The organism is Kitasatospora sp. NPDC042419, assembly GCF_056437345.1.
The window spans coordinates 1-16,614 of sequence record NZ_JBWKAW010000064.1 but is presented as its reverse complement, the minus strand read 5'-3'; the positions used below and the strand labels follow the sequence as shown (position 1 = coordinate 16,614).

Below are 16,614 nucleotides of genomic sequence, written 5' to 3'. Positions count from 1 at the left end.
CCCCCCCCCCCCCCCCCCCCCCCCCCCCCCCCCCCCCGCCCCCCCCCCCCCCCCCGCCCCCCCCCCCCCCCCCCCCCCCCCGCCCCGCCCCCCCCCCCCCCCACGACTGGCTAGTTCTGCGCCGCCATGGCCTCGACAAGGCTCTTGGGCCGCAGATCGGTCCAGGACTTCTCGATGTAGTCGAGGCACTCCTGGCGCCCGGCCTTCCCGAAGACCGACTCCCAGCCCTCGGGCACATCGACGAAGACGGGCCAGAGCGAGTGCTGGCCCTCGTCGTTCACCAGGACCAGGTACTCGGCATCGGGGTCGTCGAAGGGATTCGTCACCACGCCGTCCTTTCTTGGATACATGAGCTGGATCGCATCGATGGTGCGCGTTCACCCGGGCGGTTCACCCGGAATCGCCCCACCGTCGGTGGCCGTCCGGCGCGGTGCCGGGCCCCGTGCGAGCCCACTATGTCCCCAAGCCGCGCCGACGAGTCAACCGGTGCCGCCGGCCCGCCCGGCCGGACTGTTCAACTGGCCCGGCGCGCCGGTTGAACAGCGGAACGGACCGCGAACTCGGCCGGGACGGACCGATCTTGATCGGCGTGTCGGCCAGGTGTCATCGTGGAATGCTGCCACGCCGCGGCGAGGGGCCGAACCCCGTCCGCTCCGGCCGCCCCGGGATACGCCAGTGACAGGGGCGCGGTTCTCCTCCGGCTGCGGACAGTCCGCTCCACACCACCGCCAGTTCGACTCCCAGGAGGCCGTCATGCCCGCACCCGTCGCCGGCGAGGAGGCACCGTCATGCCGTTCGTGAGCACCAACGGGATCCGGGTCTCCTATCAGCGGTCGGGCCGGGGGGAGCCGGTGCTCCTCGTCATGGGCTCCGGCGCGGCCGGCCGGGTGTGGACGGTGCACCAGACACCGGCGCTGAACAAGGCCGGGTACGAGACGATCGTCTTCGACAACCGGGGCATCGCCCCCTCCGACGCACCACCCGGCGAATACACGCTCGCCGAGATGACCGCCGACACCATCGGGCTGATCGAGGCGCTGGACCTCGGGCCGTGCCGCATCGTCGGGACGTCGATGGGCGCCATGATCGCCCAGGAGGTCGCGCTCGCCCGGCCGGACCTGGTGCGCTGCGCCGTCCTCATCGCCACCAGGGCCCGCTCGGACGCCACCCGCCGGATGATGCTGGCCGGGGAGCGCGCGCTGACCGAATCCGGCATCACCCTGCCGCCCGCCTACGAGGCGGTGCGCACCGTCCTGGAGATGCTCTCCCCCTCGACGCTCAACGACGACGCCGCCGCCTCCAGCTGGCTGCAGGTCTTCGAGCTGACCGCCGGCCAGAGCTCCCCCGGCCAGCAGGGGGTGGACACCGTCGGCGACCGCCGCGACGCCCTGCGCACGCTCGACGTGCCCTGCCGCGCGATCGCCTTCGCCGACGACCTCATCTGCCCGCCCCACCTGGTCGCCGAGGTCGCGGACACCATTCCCGGCTGCGACTACGTGGAGATCCCCCGGTGCGGCCACCTCGGAAACCTGGAGAACCCCGACGCGGTCAACACGGCGATCATCGAGTTCCTCGACAAGCACTGACGGCCCCCGACGAGCACGGAGTTGGTTCCAACATGGCATGGAGGAAGGGCTCGCAGCCGAACCCGGCCGAGGTCCAGGACGACAGGAAGGCCGGCGGCCGGGTCAGAAAGGGGACGGTCCGGCGGATCGTCCCGTACGCCCTCGCCTACCGGTGGAGCGTGGCAGCGCTGCTGACCAGCACCGTGGTCGACGCGGTGGCCACCGCGGCCAGCCCGCTGCTGCTGAAGGAGATCATCGACGACGGCATCCTGCCCGGGCGCAAGGACGTCGTGGTGTGGCTGTGCCTGGCCGTCGCCGGTCTGGCCCTGATCGAGGCCGGTTCCGTCTACGTGGTGGCGTGGTTCTCCGGCCGGATCGGCGAGGGCGTCGTCTACGACCTGCGCAACAAGGTCTTCGCGCACGTCCAGGCGCAGTCGCTGGCGTTCTTCACCCGTACCCAGACCGGGGCGCTGGTCAGCCGGCTGAACACCGACGTGGTCGGGGCCCGGCAGGCGGTGACCAGTCTGCTGTCGGAGTCGCTGTCCACCGTGCTGTCGCTGGGACTGGTGCTGGCCTCGATGCTCTACCTGTCCTGGCAGATCACCCTCGCGGCCCTGGTGGTCGTCCCGCTGTTCTTCGTGCCGGCGCGACTGATAGCCCGGCGGCTGCAGCGGCTGTCCCGTCAGCGGATGGAGCTGGACGCCGACCTGAGCGCGCTGATGAGCGAGCGGTTCAACGTCTCGGGCGCGATGCTCGCGAAGCTGTACGGCCGCGCGGGGGACGAGTCGGCGCTGTTCGCCGACAAGGCCGCCCGGGTGCGCGACATCGCCATCTCGGTGATCATCCACAGTCGGATCCTCGGCGTGCTCACCATCGTGCTCACCGCTCTCACCAGCGCCCTGGTCTACGGGCTCGGCGGGGTGCTCACCATCGACGGTTCCCTGGAGCTCGGCACACTGGTCGCCATGGTCGCCCTGCTGATGCGGCTCTACGGCCCCGTCAACCAGCTGTCCAGCCTGCAGGCGAGCGCCATGGTGGCGCTGGTCAGCTTCGAGCGGGTCTTCGAGATCCTGGATCTGAAGCCCAACATCGACGAGGCCCCGGGGGCGCGGAGCCTCACCGGTCCGCGCTCCGGCGGCGCACCCGCGATCACCTTCGAGAAGGTCTCCTTCCGCTACCCGGGCGCCGACCAGGACTCGCTGGCCTCGCTCGGGCACCCCGCCTCCCGGCACGCCGACGAGGCGCCGGAGGAGGCGCTGACGCTGCGGGACCTGAGCTTCGACGTCCCGGCCGGAAAGCTCACCGCCCTGGTCGGGCCGTCGGGCGCGGGCAAGACCACCATCACCCAGCTGGTGCCCCGGCTGTACGACCCCACCGAGGGCACCGTCCGCCTGGACGGGCACGACGTCCGGGACCTGACGCTCCAGTCGCTGCGCGACACCGTCGGTGTGGTCACCCAGGACGCCCACCTGTTCCACGACACCCTGCGGGCCAACCTGGAGTACGCGCGGCCGGGGGCGAGCGAGCAGGAGCTGGTCGAAGCCTGCGAGGCGGCGCTGATCTGGGACACCGTCCGCGCGCTCCCGGAGGGCCTGGACACCGTGGTCGGCGACCGCGGCCACCGGCTGTCGGGCGGGGAGAAGCAGCGGATCGCGCTGGCCCGACTGCTGCTCAAGGCTCCCCCGGTGGTGATCCTGGACGAGGCCACCGCCCACCTCGACTCGGAGGCGGAGGCGGCGATCCAGCGTGCCCTCAGGACCGCGCTGGCCGGGCGCACCTCACTGGTGATCGCCCACCGGCTCTCCACGATCCGCGAGGCCCACCAGATCCTGGTCGTGGAGGCCGGGCGGGTCAGCGAGCGCGGGACGCACGAGGAGCTGCTGGGCGCCGGGGGCCTGTACGCCGACCTCTACCGCACCCAGTTCGCCCAGCACGAGCCGCCGGAGAAGGCGGTGCTCGGCGCGGGGCAGAACTGACGTGGTTCGGCCGCGGCGCCCCGGCCGACCGGTTCCGTGGAACCGGTCGGCCGGGGCGCCGTGGCCGTCGAACCGCGGGCCGGCCCTAGCGGCCGGCCGCGAAGTCGTGCACGACGACCGCGACCGCGCCCACGGCCGGGTGGCGTTGCAGGACCGCCTCGATCTCACCGAGCTCCATCCGGACCCCCGCGAGCTTGACCTGGCGGTCGACGCGCCCGAGGTACTGCAGCGCCCCCTGCGGGAGGACCTTCACCGCGTCACCGGTCCGGTAGAGCCGCCCGGTGGGCGCGGAGCGGAACGGATCGCGGAAGAACGCGTCCCGGGTCCGGTCGTGGTCGCCGACGTAGCCGCGCCCCACGGCGACCCCGCCGACGAACAGCTCCCCCGTCTCCCCCGGTTCGCAGGCCTGCCAGCCGTCCTCCTCGCGGCGCAGCACGTAGAGCTGGGTGTTGACCACCGGGGTGCCGATCGGCAGGCGCAGCAGGTCGAGGTCGGCGGGGAGCACGGTGTGGTGGGTGACGTCGTCGGAGCACTCGGTGGGGCCGTAGGCGTTCACCAGTCCGGCCTGGGGCATCTCCGCGAGCCAGCGCCGGGCCACCTCGGTGGGCAGTTCCTCACCGGTGGCGAGCATCCAGCGCACGCCCGCCAGCCGGCCGGCCGCCGGGACGGCGGCCAGGTCGTCCAGCAGCAGGCGGACCATGGTGGGCACCAACTCGACGACGGTGACCCCGTGTTCGTCGACGAGCCGGGCGAACGCCACCGAATCGTGGGCGGTCGCGTCGGCGACCACGGTGACCTCGCCGCCGACGACCAGCGGGCAGAGCATCTGCCAGATCGAGATGTCGAAGCCGAGCGGGGCGGTCTGCGCGACCACGTCCTCCGCGGTGAGCCCGAGGTCGACGACCTTGGCGTAGAGGTGGTTGAGCATGCCCTGGTGCTCCACGACCGCGCCCTTGGGCCGGCCGGTGGAGCCGGAGGTGAACAGCACGTACCGGGGCTGGTCGGGGCCGGTCGACCGGGCGGGGCCCTGCCACGGCTCGCGTCCGGCGGCCTCCGCGGCACGGACGACCCGGACGCCGGCCTCGGCGGCGCCCTCGGCGAGCGAGGGCGAGACGGTGTCCGGGTCGGTGGTGAGCAGCAGGACGGCGCCGGCCTGGTCGAGGACCTGGGCGACCCGGCGGGCCGGCCAGTTGCCGTCGGCGGGCAGGTAGAGCGCGCCGAGCAGTTCGGTGGCCAGGAAGGCGGCGACCACGGTGGTGCCGCGCTCGCCGCCGACCGCGACGACGGTGCCCGGGGTGACCCCCGAAGCCTCCATCAGGGCGGCCAGCCGGCGGGCCTCCCGGGCCAGTTCGGCGTAGCCGAGGCGGCCGCGGGCGTCCCGGACGGCCGGCCGGTCGCGCTCCCGGGCGAAGCGCTCCACCCGGGTGATCACCGCGTCCGCGAGGTCCACCGGGTGGTCGCGGGTGAGGGCCAGCGCCCGGGCTCGCCGGAGCTCCTCCGGGGCGATGGACAGTTCCGGCAGTCCGGCGGGGCCGAGCAGGCCGTCCTCGATCTTCACGAATCCGCTCCTTTTGATCGGCGGCATTTATCCGCGGTCAGCTGTCCAGGGAATATCCGGATCTTGTCGGGCCACTTCCCGTGAAGTACGGTACTCGATACCGGGGGCGATCGGATACCGAAATCGCCCGCTCGGCAAGGCGATGCGAATATGCTCCCGGCCGGGGACAGCAGAGTGCCGGGCTGGTCAACTCGGCCTCTTGATGCAGGCTTTCGGTCGTCTCGACTGCTTCCCACATCCATTTCCGTCCTGCCGAGGTGGCCGGCGCCATGCCCATTATCAGTTCGCCGCACGAATTCAATGTCGAGGATCTCTACCTGGATCTGCGCAGGGTGAACGGCACGCCGTTGTACCTGAAATGCGAGGGGTTCAACTTCGCCGGTTCCATCAAGCTGAAAGCCGCCGCCGCGATGGTCGACGCCGCGGAGCGGGACGGCCTGATCGGCCCGGACTCGGTCCTGGTGGAGTCGTCCTCCGGCAACCTCGGCATCGCGCTGTCCATCATCGCGGCCGACCGGGGCTACCGCTTCGTGTGCGTGACCGACCCCCGGTGCAACTCCACCACCCAGCGGCTGATGCGCTCGCTGGGCGCGGACGTCCGGGTGATCACGACGCAGGACGCCAACCTGGGCTACCTGCACAGCCGGATCCAGTACGTCCGCGACCTCTGCGCCTCCGACGACCGCTACGTGTGGCTCAACCAGTACGCCAACCCCAACAACTGGCGGGCGCACTACGAGCACACGGCGCCGGCCATCGCGCACAGCTTCCCGGACCTGGAGGTGCTGTTCGTCGGCGCGGGCACCACCGGCACCCTGATGGGGTGCGCGCGCTACTTCAAGCAGCACCGCGCCGACGTCCTGATCGTGGCCGTCGACGCCGTCGGCTCGGTCACCTTCGGCGGTGTCCCGGAACGCCGGGTCGTCCCCGGCCTGGGCACCAGCACGCGTCCGGAACTGGTCGACGAGTCGTGCATCGACGACGTCGTGCACGTCTCCGAACCCGACACCATCCGCGCCTGCCACGACCTGGCGGCCCGGGGCTTCGTGCTCGGCGGGTCGACCGGGACGGTGGTGAGCGGCGCCGCCCGCTGGCTCGCCGAGAAGTACCCGGGCGAGTCCCCGGTGGCCGTCGCGATCTCCCCCGACCTCGGGGAGCGTTACCTCACGTCCATCTACGACGACCTCTGGCTGCGCGAACACTTCGGCCAGAGCGACCCCCCCACCGATCCGCACTGGAGCCCGCACCCATGACCAATGCCCCCTCGTTCTCCGTCATCTCCGGCGCGCAGGTCGTCGACGCCCTGCGCGGCCGCGAGAAGCAGGTCACCGCGACGGTCGAGAAGGCGTACCGCCTGCACGGCCAGGGCCGCACGGTGAACCCCGACTCCTACTTCCTGCGGTTCCCGGAGCAGCCGTCCTCCCGCATCATCGCCCTCCCCGCCTCGGTCGGCGGCGACGTGGACGTGCACGGCATCAAGTGGATCTCCTCGTTCCCGGAGAACGTCGCCGCCGGCATCCCGCGCGCCTCCGCCGTGGTCATCCTCAACGACACCGCGACCGGCTATCCGCTGGCCTGCCTGGAGAGTTCCGTCATCAGCGCGTCGCGGACCGCCGCCTCCGCGGCGCTCGCGGCAGTGACGCTCGCGGACCGGCGCGGTGTGACGCCGCGCCGGGTCGGCTTCGTCGGTGTCGGGCTGATCGCCCGCTACCTGCACACCTACCTGGTGGCCGGCGGCCTGTCCTTCGACGAGGTCGGCGTGTTCGACCTGTCCCGGGAGCACGCGGAGGGCTTCGAGGGGTACCTGGGCCGCGCCGGCGCCGGGCCGGTGACGATCCACGACAGCGCCGAGTCGCTCATCGCGGGGTCGGACCTCATCGTGCTCGCCACGGTGGCGGGCGAGCCGCACATCCTCGACCCCGCCCTCCTCGCCCACAACCCGCTGGTCCTGCACGTCTCCCTGCGCGACCTCTCCCCCGAGATCATCCTGTCCTCCTACAACCTCGTCGACGACGTCGACCACTGCCTGAAGGCGAACACCTCGCCGCACCTGGCCGAGCAGCTCACCGGCAACCGGGACTTCGTCGACGGCACCCTCCACGACCTGCTGGAGGGGCGGACCACTCCGCCGGCCGACCGCCCCGTCGTGTTCTCCCCGTTCGGCCTGGGCGTGCTCGACCTGGCCGTGGCCAAGTTCGTCTACGACGAGGTCAGCGCGGCGGGAGCGCTGCTGACCGTCCCCGACTTCTTCCACGAGATGAAGCGCTACGGCTGATCCGGTCCCGCTCCGGGGTGGTACGACGAAGGGCCCGCGTTCCCCGCGGGCCCTTCGTCGTACCACCCCCACCCCGGCTGCCGGCAGGCCGGTCAGCTCAGTCGGACCAGGTCAGGTCAGGTCCGCGGCCGTGGAGCGGATGAAGTCGGCCAACCGTCCGACTCCCTCGGCGATCTGATCCTGTGTCAGGTAGCTGACCGAGAGCCGAAGGCTGCGCTCGCCGCCGCCCTGCGGGAAGAAGTACGACATCGGGGTCCAGATCACCCCGAACTTCTCGGCGCAGAGCTCCAGCGCCGCGTTGTCCGCGACGAACGGCACGTCGACGGCCAGGAAGAAGCCGCCGGTCGGCTCGTTCCACCGGACGCCCAGCGCCGCCCGCTCCGACTCGGGGAAGCACAGGTCGAGTTCGCGCAGGGTGGCCCGCATGGCGTCCCCGTAGTACGCGGCCGTCCCGGCGTTGAACTCCGCGGTCCGCCCGCCGGCCGCGAGCAGCATCCCGGCCACCACCGCCTGGCTGATCGGCGACGTGTTCACCGTCACCATGCTCTTGATCCGGGTGAGTTCGTCCGCCAGCAGGCCGGTGGAGCCGTCGGCGCCGACGACGACCTGGTCGGCGACGGCGAAGCCCACCCGGGCGCCGGGGAAGAGCGTCTTGGAGAGCGAGCCCAGGTGGACCACGCGCCGCCGGCGGTCGAGCGCCTTAAGGGTCGGCAGCTGCCTTCCCGGGCTGACCAGCCGGTACGGGCTGTCCTCCAGGATCAGGATGTCGTGACGGTCCGCCAGGTCGAGCAGCTCCCGGCGCTGTTCGAGCGGCATCGTCGTCCCGGACGGGTTGGAGTGGTCCGGTACCACGTAGAACGCCCGGGGGCGGCGCCCGCGCGCCCGCTCGGCGAGGATCACCGCCTCCAGGTCGGCGCAGCGGAAACCGCCCGGCGCCTCCGGGACGGGCGTCGGCACGATGTCGAACAGCCGCGCCGCGCCGGTGATGCCCACGTAGCAGGGGCTGGAGACCAGCAGCACGTCCTCGGGGCCGGCGATCAGTGCCCGGACGGCGATGAGCATCGCCTCCTGGGCGCCGACCGTCACCACGACGGACTCGGCGGGCACGTCGATGGACTCGTCGGCCCGCAGGGTGTCGGCGAGCAGTTCGCGGATCTGGCCGGCCGTCGGGCCGTACTGGAAGATCGCCGAACGGATGCCCTCGGGCGAGGTGCCGCCTTCGGCCAGGTGGTCCAGGTAGCGGCGCAGGTAGCCGAAGACCTGCTCGGTCTCGAAGAAGCCGGCGTACGGGCGGCCCGGCGCGAAGGAGATCGCGTCGGGGTAGCGCTGGGTGACCTCGTTGAGGAAGTTCATGGTGTCGAGCACGGGGTCGCGGAGGCTGCCGTGCAGTTCGTCGCGGCGCAGGTCGCCGGTCGGCCGGTCCTGCCCGGCGGGGCCGGGGCGCCGCGGCCCGGGCGCCGTTCGCGCGGGCCGCTCCGGACCGGCCAGCAGCTTCGGACCGGCGAGCAACTCCGGACCGGCTGCGGCGGGCGAGCCGGTGCCGGTGAGGGTCATCGCCTCGGTCAGCTCCTCGGCGAACAGGCCGAGCAGGTGCTCCACACCCTGCGCGCCGTTCACGGCCAGGCCGTGCAGCACCGGCCGTCCGAGGAGCACGGCGTCGGCGCCCAGGGCCACCGCCGCCAGCACGTCCGCGCCTCGGCGCACCCCGCCGTCGAGGAGCAGCGGGCAGGCGCCCGCGACCTCCTGCGCGATCTCCGGCAGCACCTCCAGCGTCGCCGGGGCGCCGTCCAGCTGGCGGCCGCCGTGGTTGGACACCACGATGCCGTCGGCGCCCGCCGCGAGCGCCAGCCTGGCGTCCTCGGCGGTCAGGACGCCCTTGACCAGCACGGGCAGCGAGCTGACGGACCGCAGCCACTCGACCACCGACCAGTCGAGGGAGGGGTCGAACTCGGTCCGGGCGTGCCCGCCCGGCGAGGAGAAGTCCGCGCCGCGGAGGTTGGCCGGGACGACGCCGTCCGGCAGCCGGAAGCCGTTGCGCAGGTCACGCAGCCGGCGGCCGAGGTGCGGGGCGTCCACGGTGAGCACCAGCGCCTCGAAGCCGGCCCGCTCGGCGCGCCGGACGAGCTCGCGCGTGGTGGCCCGGTCGCGGAAGCAGTACACCTGGAGCCAGAGCGGGGCGGCGGCGGCCGCGGCGATGTCCTCGAAGGTGCGGCTCGCGAAGGTGCTGACGACCAGGGGGACTCCGAGCCGGCCGGCGCCGCGGGCGGTGGCGACCTCACCGTCCTGGTGGACCAGCGTGTGGTAGGCCATCGGCGCGACACCGAGCGGCAGGGACCAGGTCCGCCCGAGGACCGTGGTGCCGGTGGCGGGCGCGGCCCGGCCGGTCAGCACCCGGGGGCGCAGCCGGACGCGGTCGAACACCGCCAGGTTGGCGGCGAGCGTGCGTTCCTCGCCCGCGCCGCCCGCCAGGAAGTCCCAGACGGCGGGCTCCAGCCGGCGGCGCGACAGGACCTCGTACTCGGCGGGGGTCAGCGGGCTCGCGGCCACGGGGTCGGTGCCGCCCATCAGGAGGTGAGCCGGTCGCGCTCGACGGCCTCGTACAGGGCCCGGATGTTGGCGCTGCCGAAGCCGCGGGAGCCCTGTCGCTGGATGAGCTCGAAGAAGAGGGTGTTGCGGTCGTAGGGCGAGCGGGTGAACAGCTGCAGCAGGTGGCCCCACTCGTCCCGGTCGGCCAGCACCTGCGCCTTGCGCAGCTCGGCTATCTGGTCCGACATCCCGTCGAAGCGCTCGGCGAGCAGGTCGTAGTACGTGTCCGGGGTGTTGAGGAACTCCACGCCGCTCTCCCGGGCGTCGCCGACCGCGGCGACGATGTCGTCGACGAGGAAGGCGAGGTGCTGCACGCCCGGGCCGCCGTTGCGCTCCAGGAACGCGTCGAGCTGGCCGGGCTGCTTGGCCGGGTCCGGGGCGACGAGGGTGAAGGTGACGCGGCCGGAGGCGCTGCGGACCACGATGGAGTCCATCGCCTGTCCGCCGACGGCCACGTACTCGCTGGAGTAGCGGGAGAAGCCGAACGCGTCCCGGTAGTAGTCGGCGTGGTCCGCCAGGGTGCCGCCCGCGAGGCAGACCGCGACGTGGTCCAGCAGCCGGATCCACGAGGACGTGGCCGCCGGCCCCGCCGGGCAGGGGGTCCACCGGCGGCCGTCGGCGATCGGACCGCCGGAGCGGGCGGCGGCCGGGAGCAGGGTGTGGGAGACGCCGCCGAAGCCGGAGACCACGACGTTGCCGCGGGCGTCCTCGCGCCGCGCGCCCCCGGCCGCCACCGCCCGGTCGCCGGCCTCCGCCGGGTCCTCGCAGCTGAACGCGAGGTCGGCGATGCCGTCGCCGTGGTTGTCGAGGAAGCCCCAGACGCCGCGGCCCGAGGTGACCACCAGCCGTACGTCGCCCTGCCGCAGCAGCACGGAGCTGCGGTCGGCCTCCACCGAGTCCGCGACTCTGCTGAAGCCCAGGGCCGACACGAAGTAGTCGACGGCGGAGACCTTCTCCGCGGTGAACAGTTCGGCGTAGACGATGTCCTGCACAGCCATGGTGCTACCTCCTGAACGGCCGACGGCCGGTGGCGCTTCGTGGGTGACGTGGCTTCGCGGATCCGGGCAAGCGGGCGGGGCGGGAACACCGGGTCGTCGCAGGCGACGAAGTCCCGGTGTCCCGCCCCGACGGTCCCTACCGCCCTCGGGCGGCTACCAGCGCCATTCCTGCTGCTTGAACAGGTGGCCGGCCTTGATGTCGCGGTCCTTGCACCAGGTGAGGAACTCCTCGATCTGCTTGATCTGGTAGGTGTCCTCGGTGTAGGTGGTGGCCATCACGTGGCCGAGCCAGTCCTCCTCGCCCATGGCGTAGACGTACGCCTCGCGGGCGCCCAGCTCGGTCATGATGGCGGCGGCCTGCTCAGCGTTGGAGCCGGACAGCTTGCGCGAGTTGCTCATCTTCTTGGTGACCGGGACGGTCAGCAGCGCCTGGTAGAGCCAGGTCAGCGGCGCGCCGTCGCACTCCATGCCGAGGAAGGCGATGTCGGCGGTGCCCAGGTGGCCCTTGATGTAGCGGTAGAGCGAGGGCTCGATGCCGGAGGAGTCGGCGCCGACGAAGATCTTCTTGCCGGCCAGCTCCACCCAGTACGTCGACTTGGCGCGGATGTCCAGGTCGCAGTGCTCACCGAGGAACGGCGTCGCGGTGATCTTGCCGCCGGGGAACTCGACCTCGTCGAAGTCGTCGACCTCGATCACGTTGAAGCCCTGGTTCCTGAGCATCAGCGCCATCGACGGGTCCGCGAGGTTGCCGCGCGAGGAGCGCGGGACGACGATCGCGCCGAGGCGGCCGCGGAGCTGGAGCAGCGTCTCCAGGACGATGTGGTCCTGGTGCCCGTGGGTGATCACCACCAGGTCGATGTAGTCCGGCAGGTCGTCCAGCGTGTAGCGGTCGCCGGCGGTGTTGTCGGCGCTGATGAAGGGATCGGTGACGATGGCGGCCTCGGGCGTCTGCAGCACCAGGCAGGCGTGTCCGAAGTAGCGGATGCGGCCGCCGCCCTCGATGTGGCGGTCCTCGGACAGGCTCGGGCGGTCCGTCAGCAGCCGGGACAGCTGGACGGCCTGGGCGTCGTCCAGGCCCAGCGCGTCGCGCAGGTGGGCGAGGGTGGTGCCGTGCACCCGGGCCTTGAACAGCTCGGTGAGGCCCGCGTGGCGGAACGGGATGTCCAGCTCCAGCACGTCCGGCGAGGGCAGGCGCGGGGTGCTCAGGATGAACGGGCGCTCGATCCCGGTCTCCAGGGAGAGCTGCACCGACTGGCGCGACTCGTCGTAGACCTTGCTCTTGTAGGCCACCGGCTCCATGAAGCGCATCTGCGCCTGGTTGTCGGTGTCGTAGGCCAGCTCGATGAGCCCGCCGAGCTCCTCCGGCATCTTCGGGTAGAGCGGGGTGAGGTCGAAACCGGTCGCATTGGCGCGCAGGATCTCCTGGCCGGCCGCGATGGCCTCGGCGAAGCGCAGCATGTCGGCCCGGTCGCGCTTGATCGCGGCGACCAGGTCGCGGACCTCGTCGGCGCGCGACTCCGGAATGTTGATGAAGTAACCGCCGCGCAGCTCCGGGTTGTTGCTGGCCGCGACGTGAACCTGCGGGGACTGCAGGTAGGACTCCAGCAGCGGAAGCTGCAGGAACGCGAGGTTCATCGCCGCCTGCACCGGCGCGATGGTGTACGGCCAGGCGTAGAACCTGTCCACCAGTGGCTCGATGATGGCCTTCGACCGCAGGAACAGCTGCTCGTCGGACATCTGCGCCCCTCTCTCCAGAAGAAATCAAAGAAATTGACAAATCGGCCGGACAGCACTTTCCGGGTTCCGCGCGTCCGGCCGGACCGCGATGGGATGACGACCAGAGAGAATCGGCCCGGGCCGGGAGCCCTGGAAGCCGACGAAACACATCCGCCTCGCCACGCGGAGATCGCCGCACGCAGCGCACTCTCCGCAATCAGGATGACCCGGGGCAACGCGGCGGATCAATACTCGGCGGCCGGGCACGGATGTTGAACACGGCCGGGCGGCGGGCGCGCCGCGAGGGTCGCGGGACGCCCCCGCCCGACCGTGTGCAACTGCGTCGGCGCGGCGGTTGAACGGTCGCCCGCCCGCGGCCGGCGGCCGGCCGTCAGACCGCGATCGCCCCGACGGCGGGCCGGGCCAGCTTCAGGTAGTCCGCGACGGACAGCACGACGGACAGGTCCAGCCGCCCGGCGTTGAAGTAGATCTCGTCGTGGACCAGCAGGCCCTCGTCCACGAGCAGGTCCAGCTCGGGCGAGAAGGCGAACGGGGCGATGGACCCGCTGACGCTTCCGGCGAGGCGCTCGGCGACCTCCCGGACGGCGAACGAGGCCTCCCGGCCGCCGTAGCGCCGGGCCAGGGCGGGCAGGTCGACGCGGCGGTCCCCGGGGACCACCGCGAGCACGTAGCGGCGCGAGCGCTTGCCGGTGGCCACCCGGACCACGATGGACTTGGCGGCCTGCGCCAGCGGGTGGCGGCGCAGCAGGCTGGCGGCCTCCGTCCGGCCCTCGGGCTCGTGCGGAATGGTCCGGTAGGCGGCCTCGCCGGAGGCGAGGAGGTCGTTCAGGCGCTGGAAGACGTCGAGGACCTCAGTCATCCGGGGCCTCCTCCGGCCGGGCGGGAGGGACGGGCCGGGCGGCCCCGGGCGGGGCCGGTGCAGGGCGGGCGGCTGCGGTTCGGGGGCAGCATGGACGGCGGTACACCGTTTCTCCGTAGGCAGATGGGCGCCGTCGGGAAGGACCGACGGTCGTGGCGCATGCCCAGCGGGATCCGACCGCCGGCTCGGAGATCCGCGCACGACTCGTGGGGCGCGCAGGAACGTCGACGAGCCGTCATCATAGGAACGCGGGGACGGCCCGCGGCACCCCCGCCCTGAACAGCCGCCGCGCGGCGCGGGGGTGCGGCCTCAGCACCCGGGGGCCTCCGGGGCCAGCTCGTAGACCGGCACCACGTTCAGGAAGGCGACGTCGCCGATGCGCCGCGCGCTCAGACCCGTCACCGTCAGCGACTGGTCGTCGTTCAGCTCCACCGACCCGCCCTCGTCGACCAGCAGGGCCGTCAGCACCGCGACGTCGGGCGTCCGTACCCGGGTCCGCACCCGGCCGCCCCGGCCGGCAAGCAGCACTGCCCGCTGCCCGTCGACCCTACGACCGCCCGCCATGACCACCAACTCATCTGCCAGATAGGCCAGTTCGACCGGCGGCTGGCCCGCGACGAGTACCGTCCGCCCCTCTCCGGCCAGTCGCTGGAACAGGGTGCGTGCCCAGGTCAGGCCCCGGTGGTCCAGCCCGTTGAGCGGCTCGTCCAGCACCAGGACCGGCGGGTCGGCGAGCAACACACAGGCCACGCCGAGGCGTTGACGCATCCCCAGCGAGTAGGTGCCGACCCGGCGCTGCTCGGCCTCGGCCAGCTCCACCTCCTCCAGCACTCGGTCCACCCGGACGCGCGGGATCCCGTACCGCCCGGCCAGCCCGGTCAGGCACTCCCGGGCGGTGTTGCCGATGTGGCGGCAGTACACACCGTGGGTGTCCAGCAGCACGCCAACCTCGCGCGGCCCCGGCGGGCGGTCCCGGAACTCCCGGCCGTCGATCGCGGCGCTGCCGCTGGTCGGACTGCTCAGGCCCAGCAGCAGCCGCAGCGTGGTGCTCTTGCCCGCGCCTTCCGGCCCGAAGAGTCCGGTGACGCGCCCGGCCTCGGCCGTGAAGCTCAGACCGTCGACGGCCGCGAGCGCGCCGTAGCACTTCGTCAGTTCTCTTATCTCGATCATGATCACCATGGTGAAGTGGTCCGGGCGCGCACCGCATCAACCCCCGGTCGCAACAACCGATGGGATTTGTCAGCCCTCAGCTGACACCTGCGGTCCGATGCGCCCACGAGTGGATCCGGCCTTGCGCCGACGCGCAGGAGTACCGCCGACCCGGCGCGCCGGGAACCGCGTCGGCGAACCCGCCGAACAGGCGGCGCCGCGCGCCCGGGGCCGCACCCGCGAACCACCCGGCTCCCGTCCTCGAAGCGCCGCGCCGGCCGGGCGGAGCGGCCGTCGGGACCGCTCCGCCCGGCACGCCTCCCGGCGTCAGTCCTCCCAGCCGAGCCAGGCGGACACCTGGGCCCAGACCTGGCCGAGGTTCTCCGGCTTCGCGAGGTCGTAGTGGCTGCACGGCACCCCGGCCTCCGAGACCGTACCGGTGACGAAGTCCGCCCAGGCCTCGGCGGCCGGCCCGTCCTCCGCGCGGCCCTCCTCGGCGACGACCACGAGGACGTCGCCGTCGAACCGGCCGTGGGTGTGCCGGGGCCGGATCCGGCTCCCGTTGTACAGGACCTTCGCGAAGGTCCTGTACTCCTCGTCGGTGACGGCACCGAGCACGCCGCCAGCCTCCCGCTGCACCATCTCGACGAGCCGGCCGATCAGCTCCTCCTCCTCGAACTCCGCCATCTCGGCCGCCTGGGCCTCGTCCCGCGCGCGGTCCCACGGGTACTGGTCGAGCATCACCAGCGCCCCGACCTCCTCGCCGGCCGCCTGCAACTGGACGGCGATCTCGTGCGCGACCACGCCGCCGTACGACCAGCCCAGAAGGTGGTACGGGCCGCTCGGCTGCACCGACCGCATCTGCTCGATGTAGTCCGCCGCCATCTCCGCGACGGATCCGGCGACCTCGTCGACCCCGTCCAGACCGCGGGCCTGCAGCGCGTACAGCGGGACGTCGTCCGGCACGTGCCGGACGAGCGGCATGTAGCACCAGCTCACGCCACCCGCCGGGTGGAGGAGGAAGAACGGCGGCCGCTCGCCCCGCTCCCGGATCGGCAGCAGCACGGCCAACGCGTCCCGCATCGAGGACAGGCTCGTCCGCTTCAGCAGCTCGGCCACGGTGGGAGCCGCGAAGACGTCCCGCACCGCGATCTCGACGCCGCGCTCGCTGAGCTTCTCCACCAGCCGGACGGCGAGGAGGGAGTGCCCGCCGAGGGCGAAGAAGTCGTCGTCCACACCGACGCTTTCGAGGCCGAGGACCTCGGCGAAGGCGGCACCGACGTTCGCCTCAAAGGCGGTGACCGAGTGGTGGGAGTCCTCGCGGGCCTCGATCTCCGGTGCGGGCAGGGACTTGCGGTCCACCTTGCCGTTCGCGGTCAGCGGCAGCTCGTCCAGGACGACGAACACCGACGGCACCATGTACCCCGGCAGCTCCCGGCCCAGATCCGCCCGGATCCCGGCAAGGTCCGGCTCCGCCCCCTCCTCCCGCGGCACCAGGTACGCCACCAGCAGCGCGTCACCCGACGTGTCACGGCGCACCGCCGCCACCGCCCGGGCGACGCTCCCGTGACGCTCCAGGACCGACTCCACCTCGCCGAGCTCGATCCGGAAGCCGCGCACCTTCACCTGGTCGTCGGCCCGGCCCAGGCACTCCAGCTCACCCTCCGCACCCCAACGGGCCAGATCACCCGTGCGGTACATCCGCTCACCCGACTCGAACGGGTTCGCCACGAACCGCTCCGCCGTCAACCCGGCACGGCCCACGTATCCACGGGCGAGCTGCGCACCCGCCAGGTACAACTCGCCCGCCACACCCACCGGCACCGGCCGCAAGCCCGAATCCAGCACGTACGCCCGGGTGTTCGCGAACGGACGGCCCACCGACACCGCACCCCCCGACACCTCCGCGGA

Annotated in this window: 12 protein-coding genes; 4 read left to right on the top strand and 8 right to left on the bottom strand. The window is 72.5% G+C overall.

The features are described 5' to 3' along the window. Positions 1 to 110 precede the first annotated feature (110 nt). Complete coding sequence (locus AC067J_RS43130; protein ID WP_478308344.1) at positions 111 to 326, bottom strand: MbtH family protein; 216 nt, start codon at positions 324 to 326, stop codon at positions 111 to 113. A gap of 462 nt (positions 327 to 788) precedes the next feature. Between AC067J_RS43130 and AC067J_RS43125 the strand changes: the two genes are divergently transcribed. After that, positions 789 to 1,586 carry an alpha/beta fold hydrolase gene (locus AC067J_RS43125; RefSeq protein ID WP_478308342.1) on the top strand — a complete coding sequence of 266 codons (798 nt, stop codon included), beginning with the start codon at positions 789 to 791 and terminating at the stop codon, positions 1,584 to 1,586. A gap of 32 nt (positions 1,587 to 1,618) precedes the next feature. After that, entirely contained in the window at positions 1,619 to 3,541 is a 1,923-nt protein-coding gene (locus AC067J_RS43120) for an ABC transporter ATP-binding protein (protein ID WP_478308341.1), read from the top strand. Between the two features lie 85 nt (positions 3,542 to 3,626). Here AC067J_RS43120 and AC067J_RS43115 read toward each other — a convergent pair whose 3' ends face one another. Then, the gene (locus AC067J_RS43115; protein WP_478308340.1) at positions 3,627 to 5,099 is read right to left on the bottom strand and encodes an amino acid adenylation domain-containing protein; all 1,473 of its coding nucleotides are present in this window, start codon (positions 5,097 to 5,099) and stop codon (positions 3,627 to 3,629) included. 269 nt (positions 5,100 to 5,368) lie between these two features. On the opposite strand from AC067J_RS43115, the gene sbnA reads away from it, so the two are divergent. Together sbnA and sbnB are read left to right on the top strand one after the other, a co-directional pair. Continuing rightward, entirely contained in the window at positions 5,369 to 6,352 is a 984-nt protein-coding gene (sbnA, locus tag AC067J_RS43110) for a 2,3-diaminopropionate biosynthesis protein SbnA (protein ID WP_478308339.1), read from the top strand. Beyond that, the gene (gene sbnB / locus AC067J_RS43105) at positions 6,349 to 7,374 is read left to right on the top strand and encodes a 2,3-diaminopropionate biosynthesis protein SbnB (RefSeq protein WP_478308338.1); all 1,026 of its coding nucleotides are present in this window, start codon (positions 6,349 to 6,351) and stop codon (positions 7,372 to 7,374) included. Before sbnA ends, sbnB begins: the two co-directional genes overlap by 4 nt. A 111-nt stretch (positions 7,375 to 7,485) precedes the next feature. Here sbnB and AC067J_RS43100 read toward each other — a convergent pair whose 3' ends face one another. From AC067J_RS43100 to AC067J_RS43075, 6 genes are all read right to left on the bottom strand, one after another. After that, complete coding sequence (locus AC067J_RS43100; protein ID WP_478308336.1) at positions 7,486 to 9,939, bottom strand: aminotransferase class I/II-fold pyridoxal phosphate-dependent enzyme; 2,454 nt, start codon at positions 9,937 to 9,939, stop codon at positions 7,486 to 7,488. Continuing rightward, positions 9,939 to 10,958, bottom strand: coding sequence for a 4-hydroxyphenylpyruvate dioxygenase (gene hppD / locus AC067J_RS43095; protein WP_478308335.1), 1,020 nt, complete (start codon positions 10,956 to 10,958; stop codon positions 9,939 to 9,941). The genes AC067J_RS43100 and hppD overlap by 1 nt, the downstream gene beginning before the upstream one ends. A 153-nt stretch (positions 10,959 to 11,111) precedes the next feature. Beyond that, on the bottom strand, positions 11,112 to 12,695 hold the full coding sequence (locus tag AC067J_RS43090) for an MBL fold metallo-hydrolase (RefSeq protein ID WP_478308334.1): 1,584 nt from the start codon (positions 12,693 to 12,695) through the stop codon (positions 11,112 to 11,114). A 370-nt stretch (positions 12,696 to 13,065) separates the two neighbouring features. Next, complete coding sequence (locus tag AC067J_RS43085; protein WP_478308333.1) at positions 13,066 to 13,554, bottom strand: YbaK/EbsC family protein; 489 nt, start codon at positions 13,552 to 13,554, stop codon at positions 13,066 to 13,068. A 309-nt stretch (positions 13,555 to 13,863) separates the two neighbouring features. Further along, on the bottom strand, positions 13,864 to 14,724 hold the full coding sequence (locus AC067J_RS43080; RefSeq protein WP_478308331.1) for an ATP-binding cassette domain-containing protein: 861 nt from the start codon (positions 14,722 to 14,724) through the stop codon (positions 13,864 to 13,866). 306 nt (positions 14,725 to 15,030) lie between these two features. Beyond that, on the bottom strand, positions 15,031 to 16,614 hold a 1,584-nt coding region (locus AC067J_RS43075), incomplete at its 5' end, for an alpha/beta fold hydrolase (RefSeq protein ID WP_478308330.1).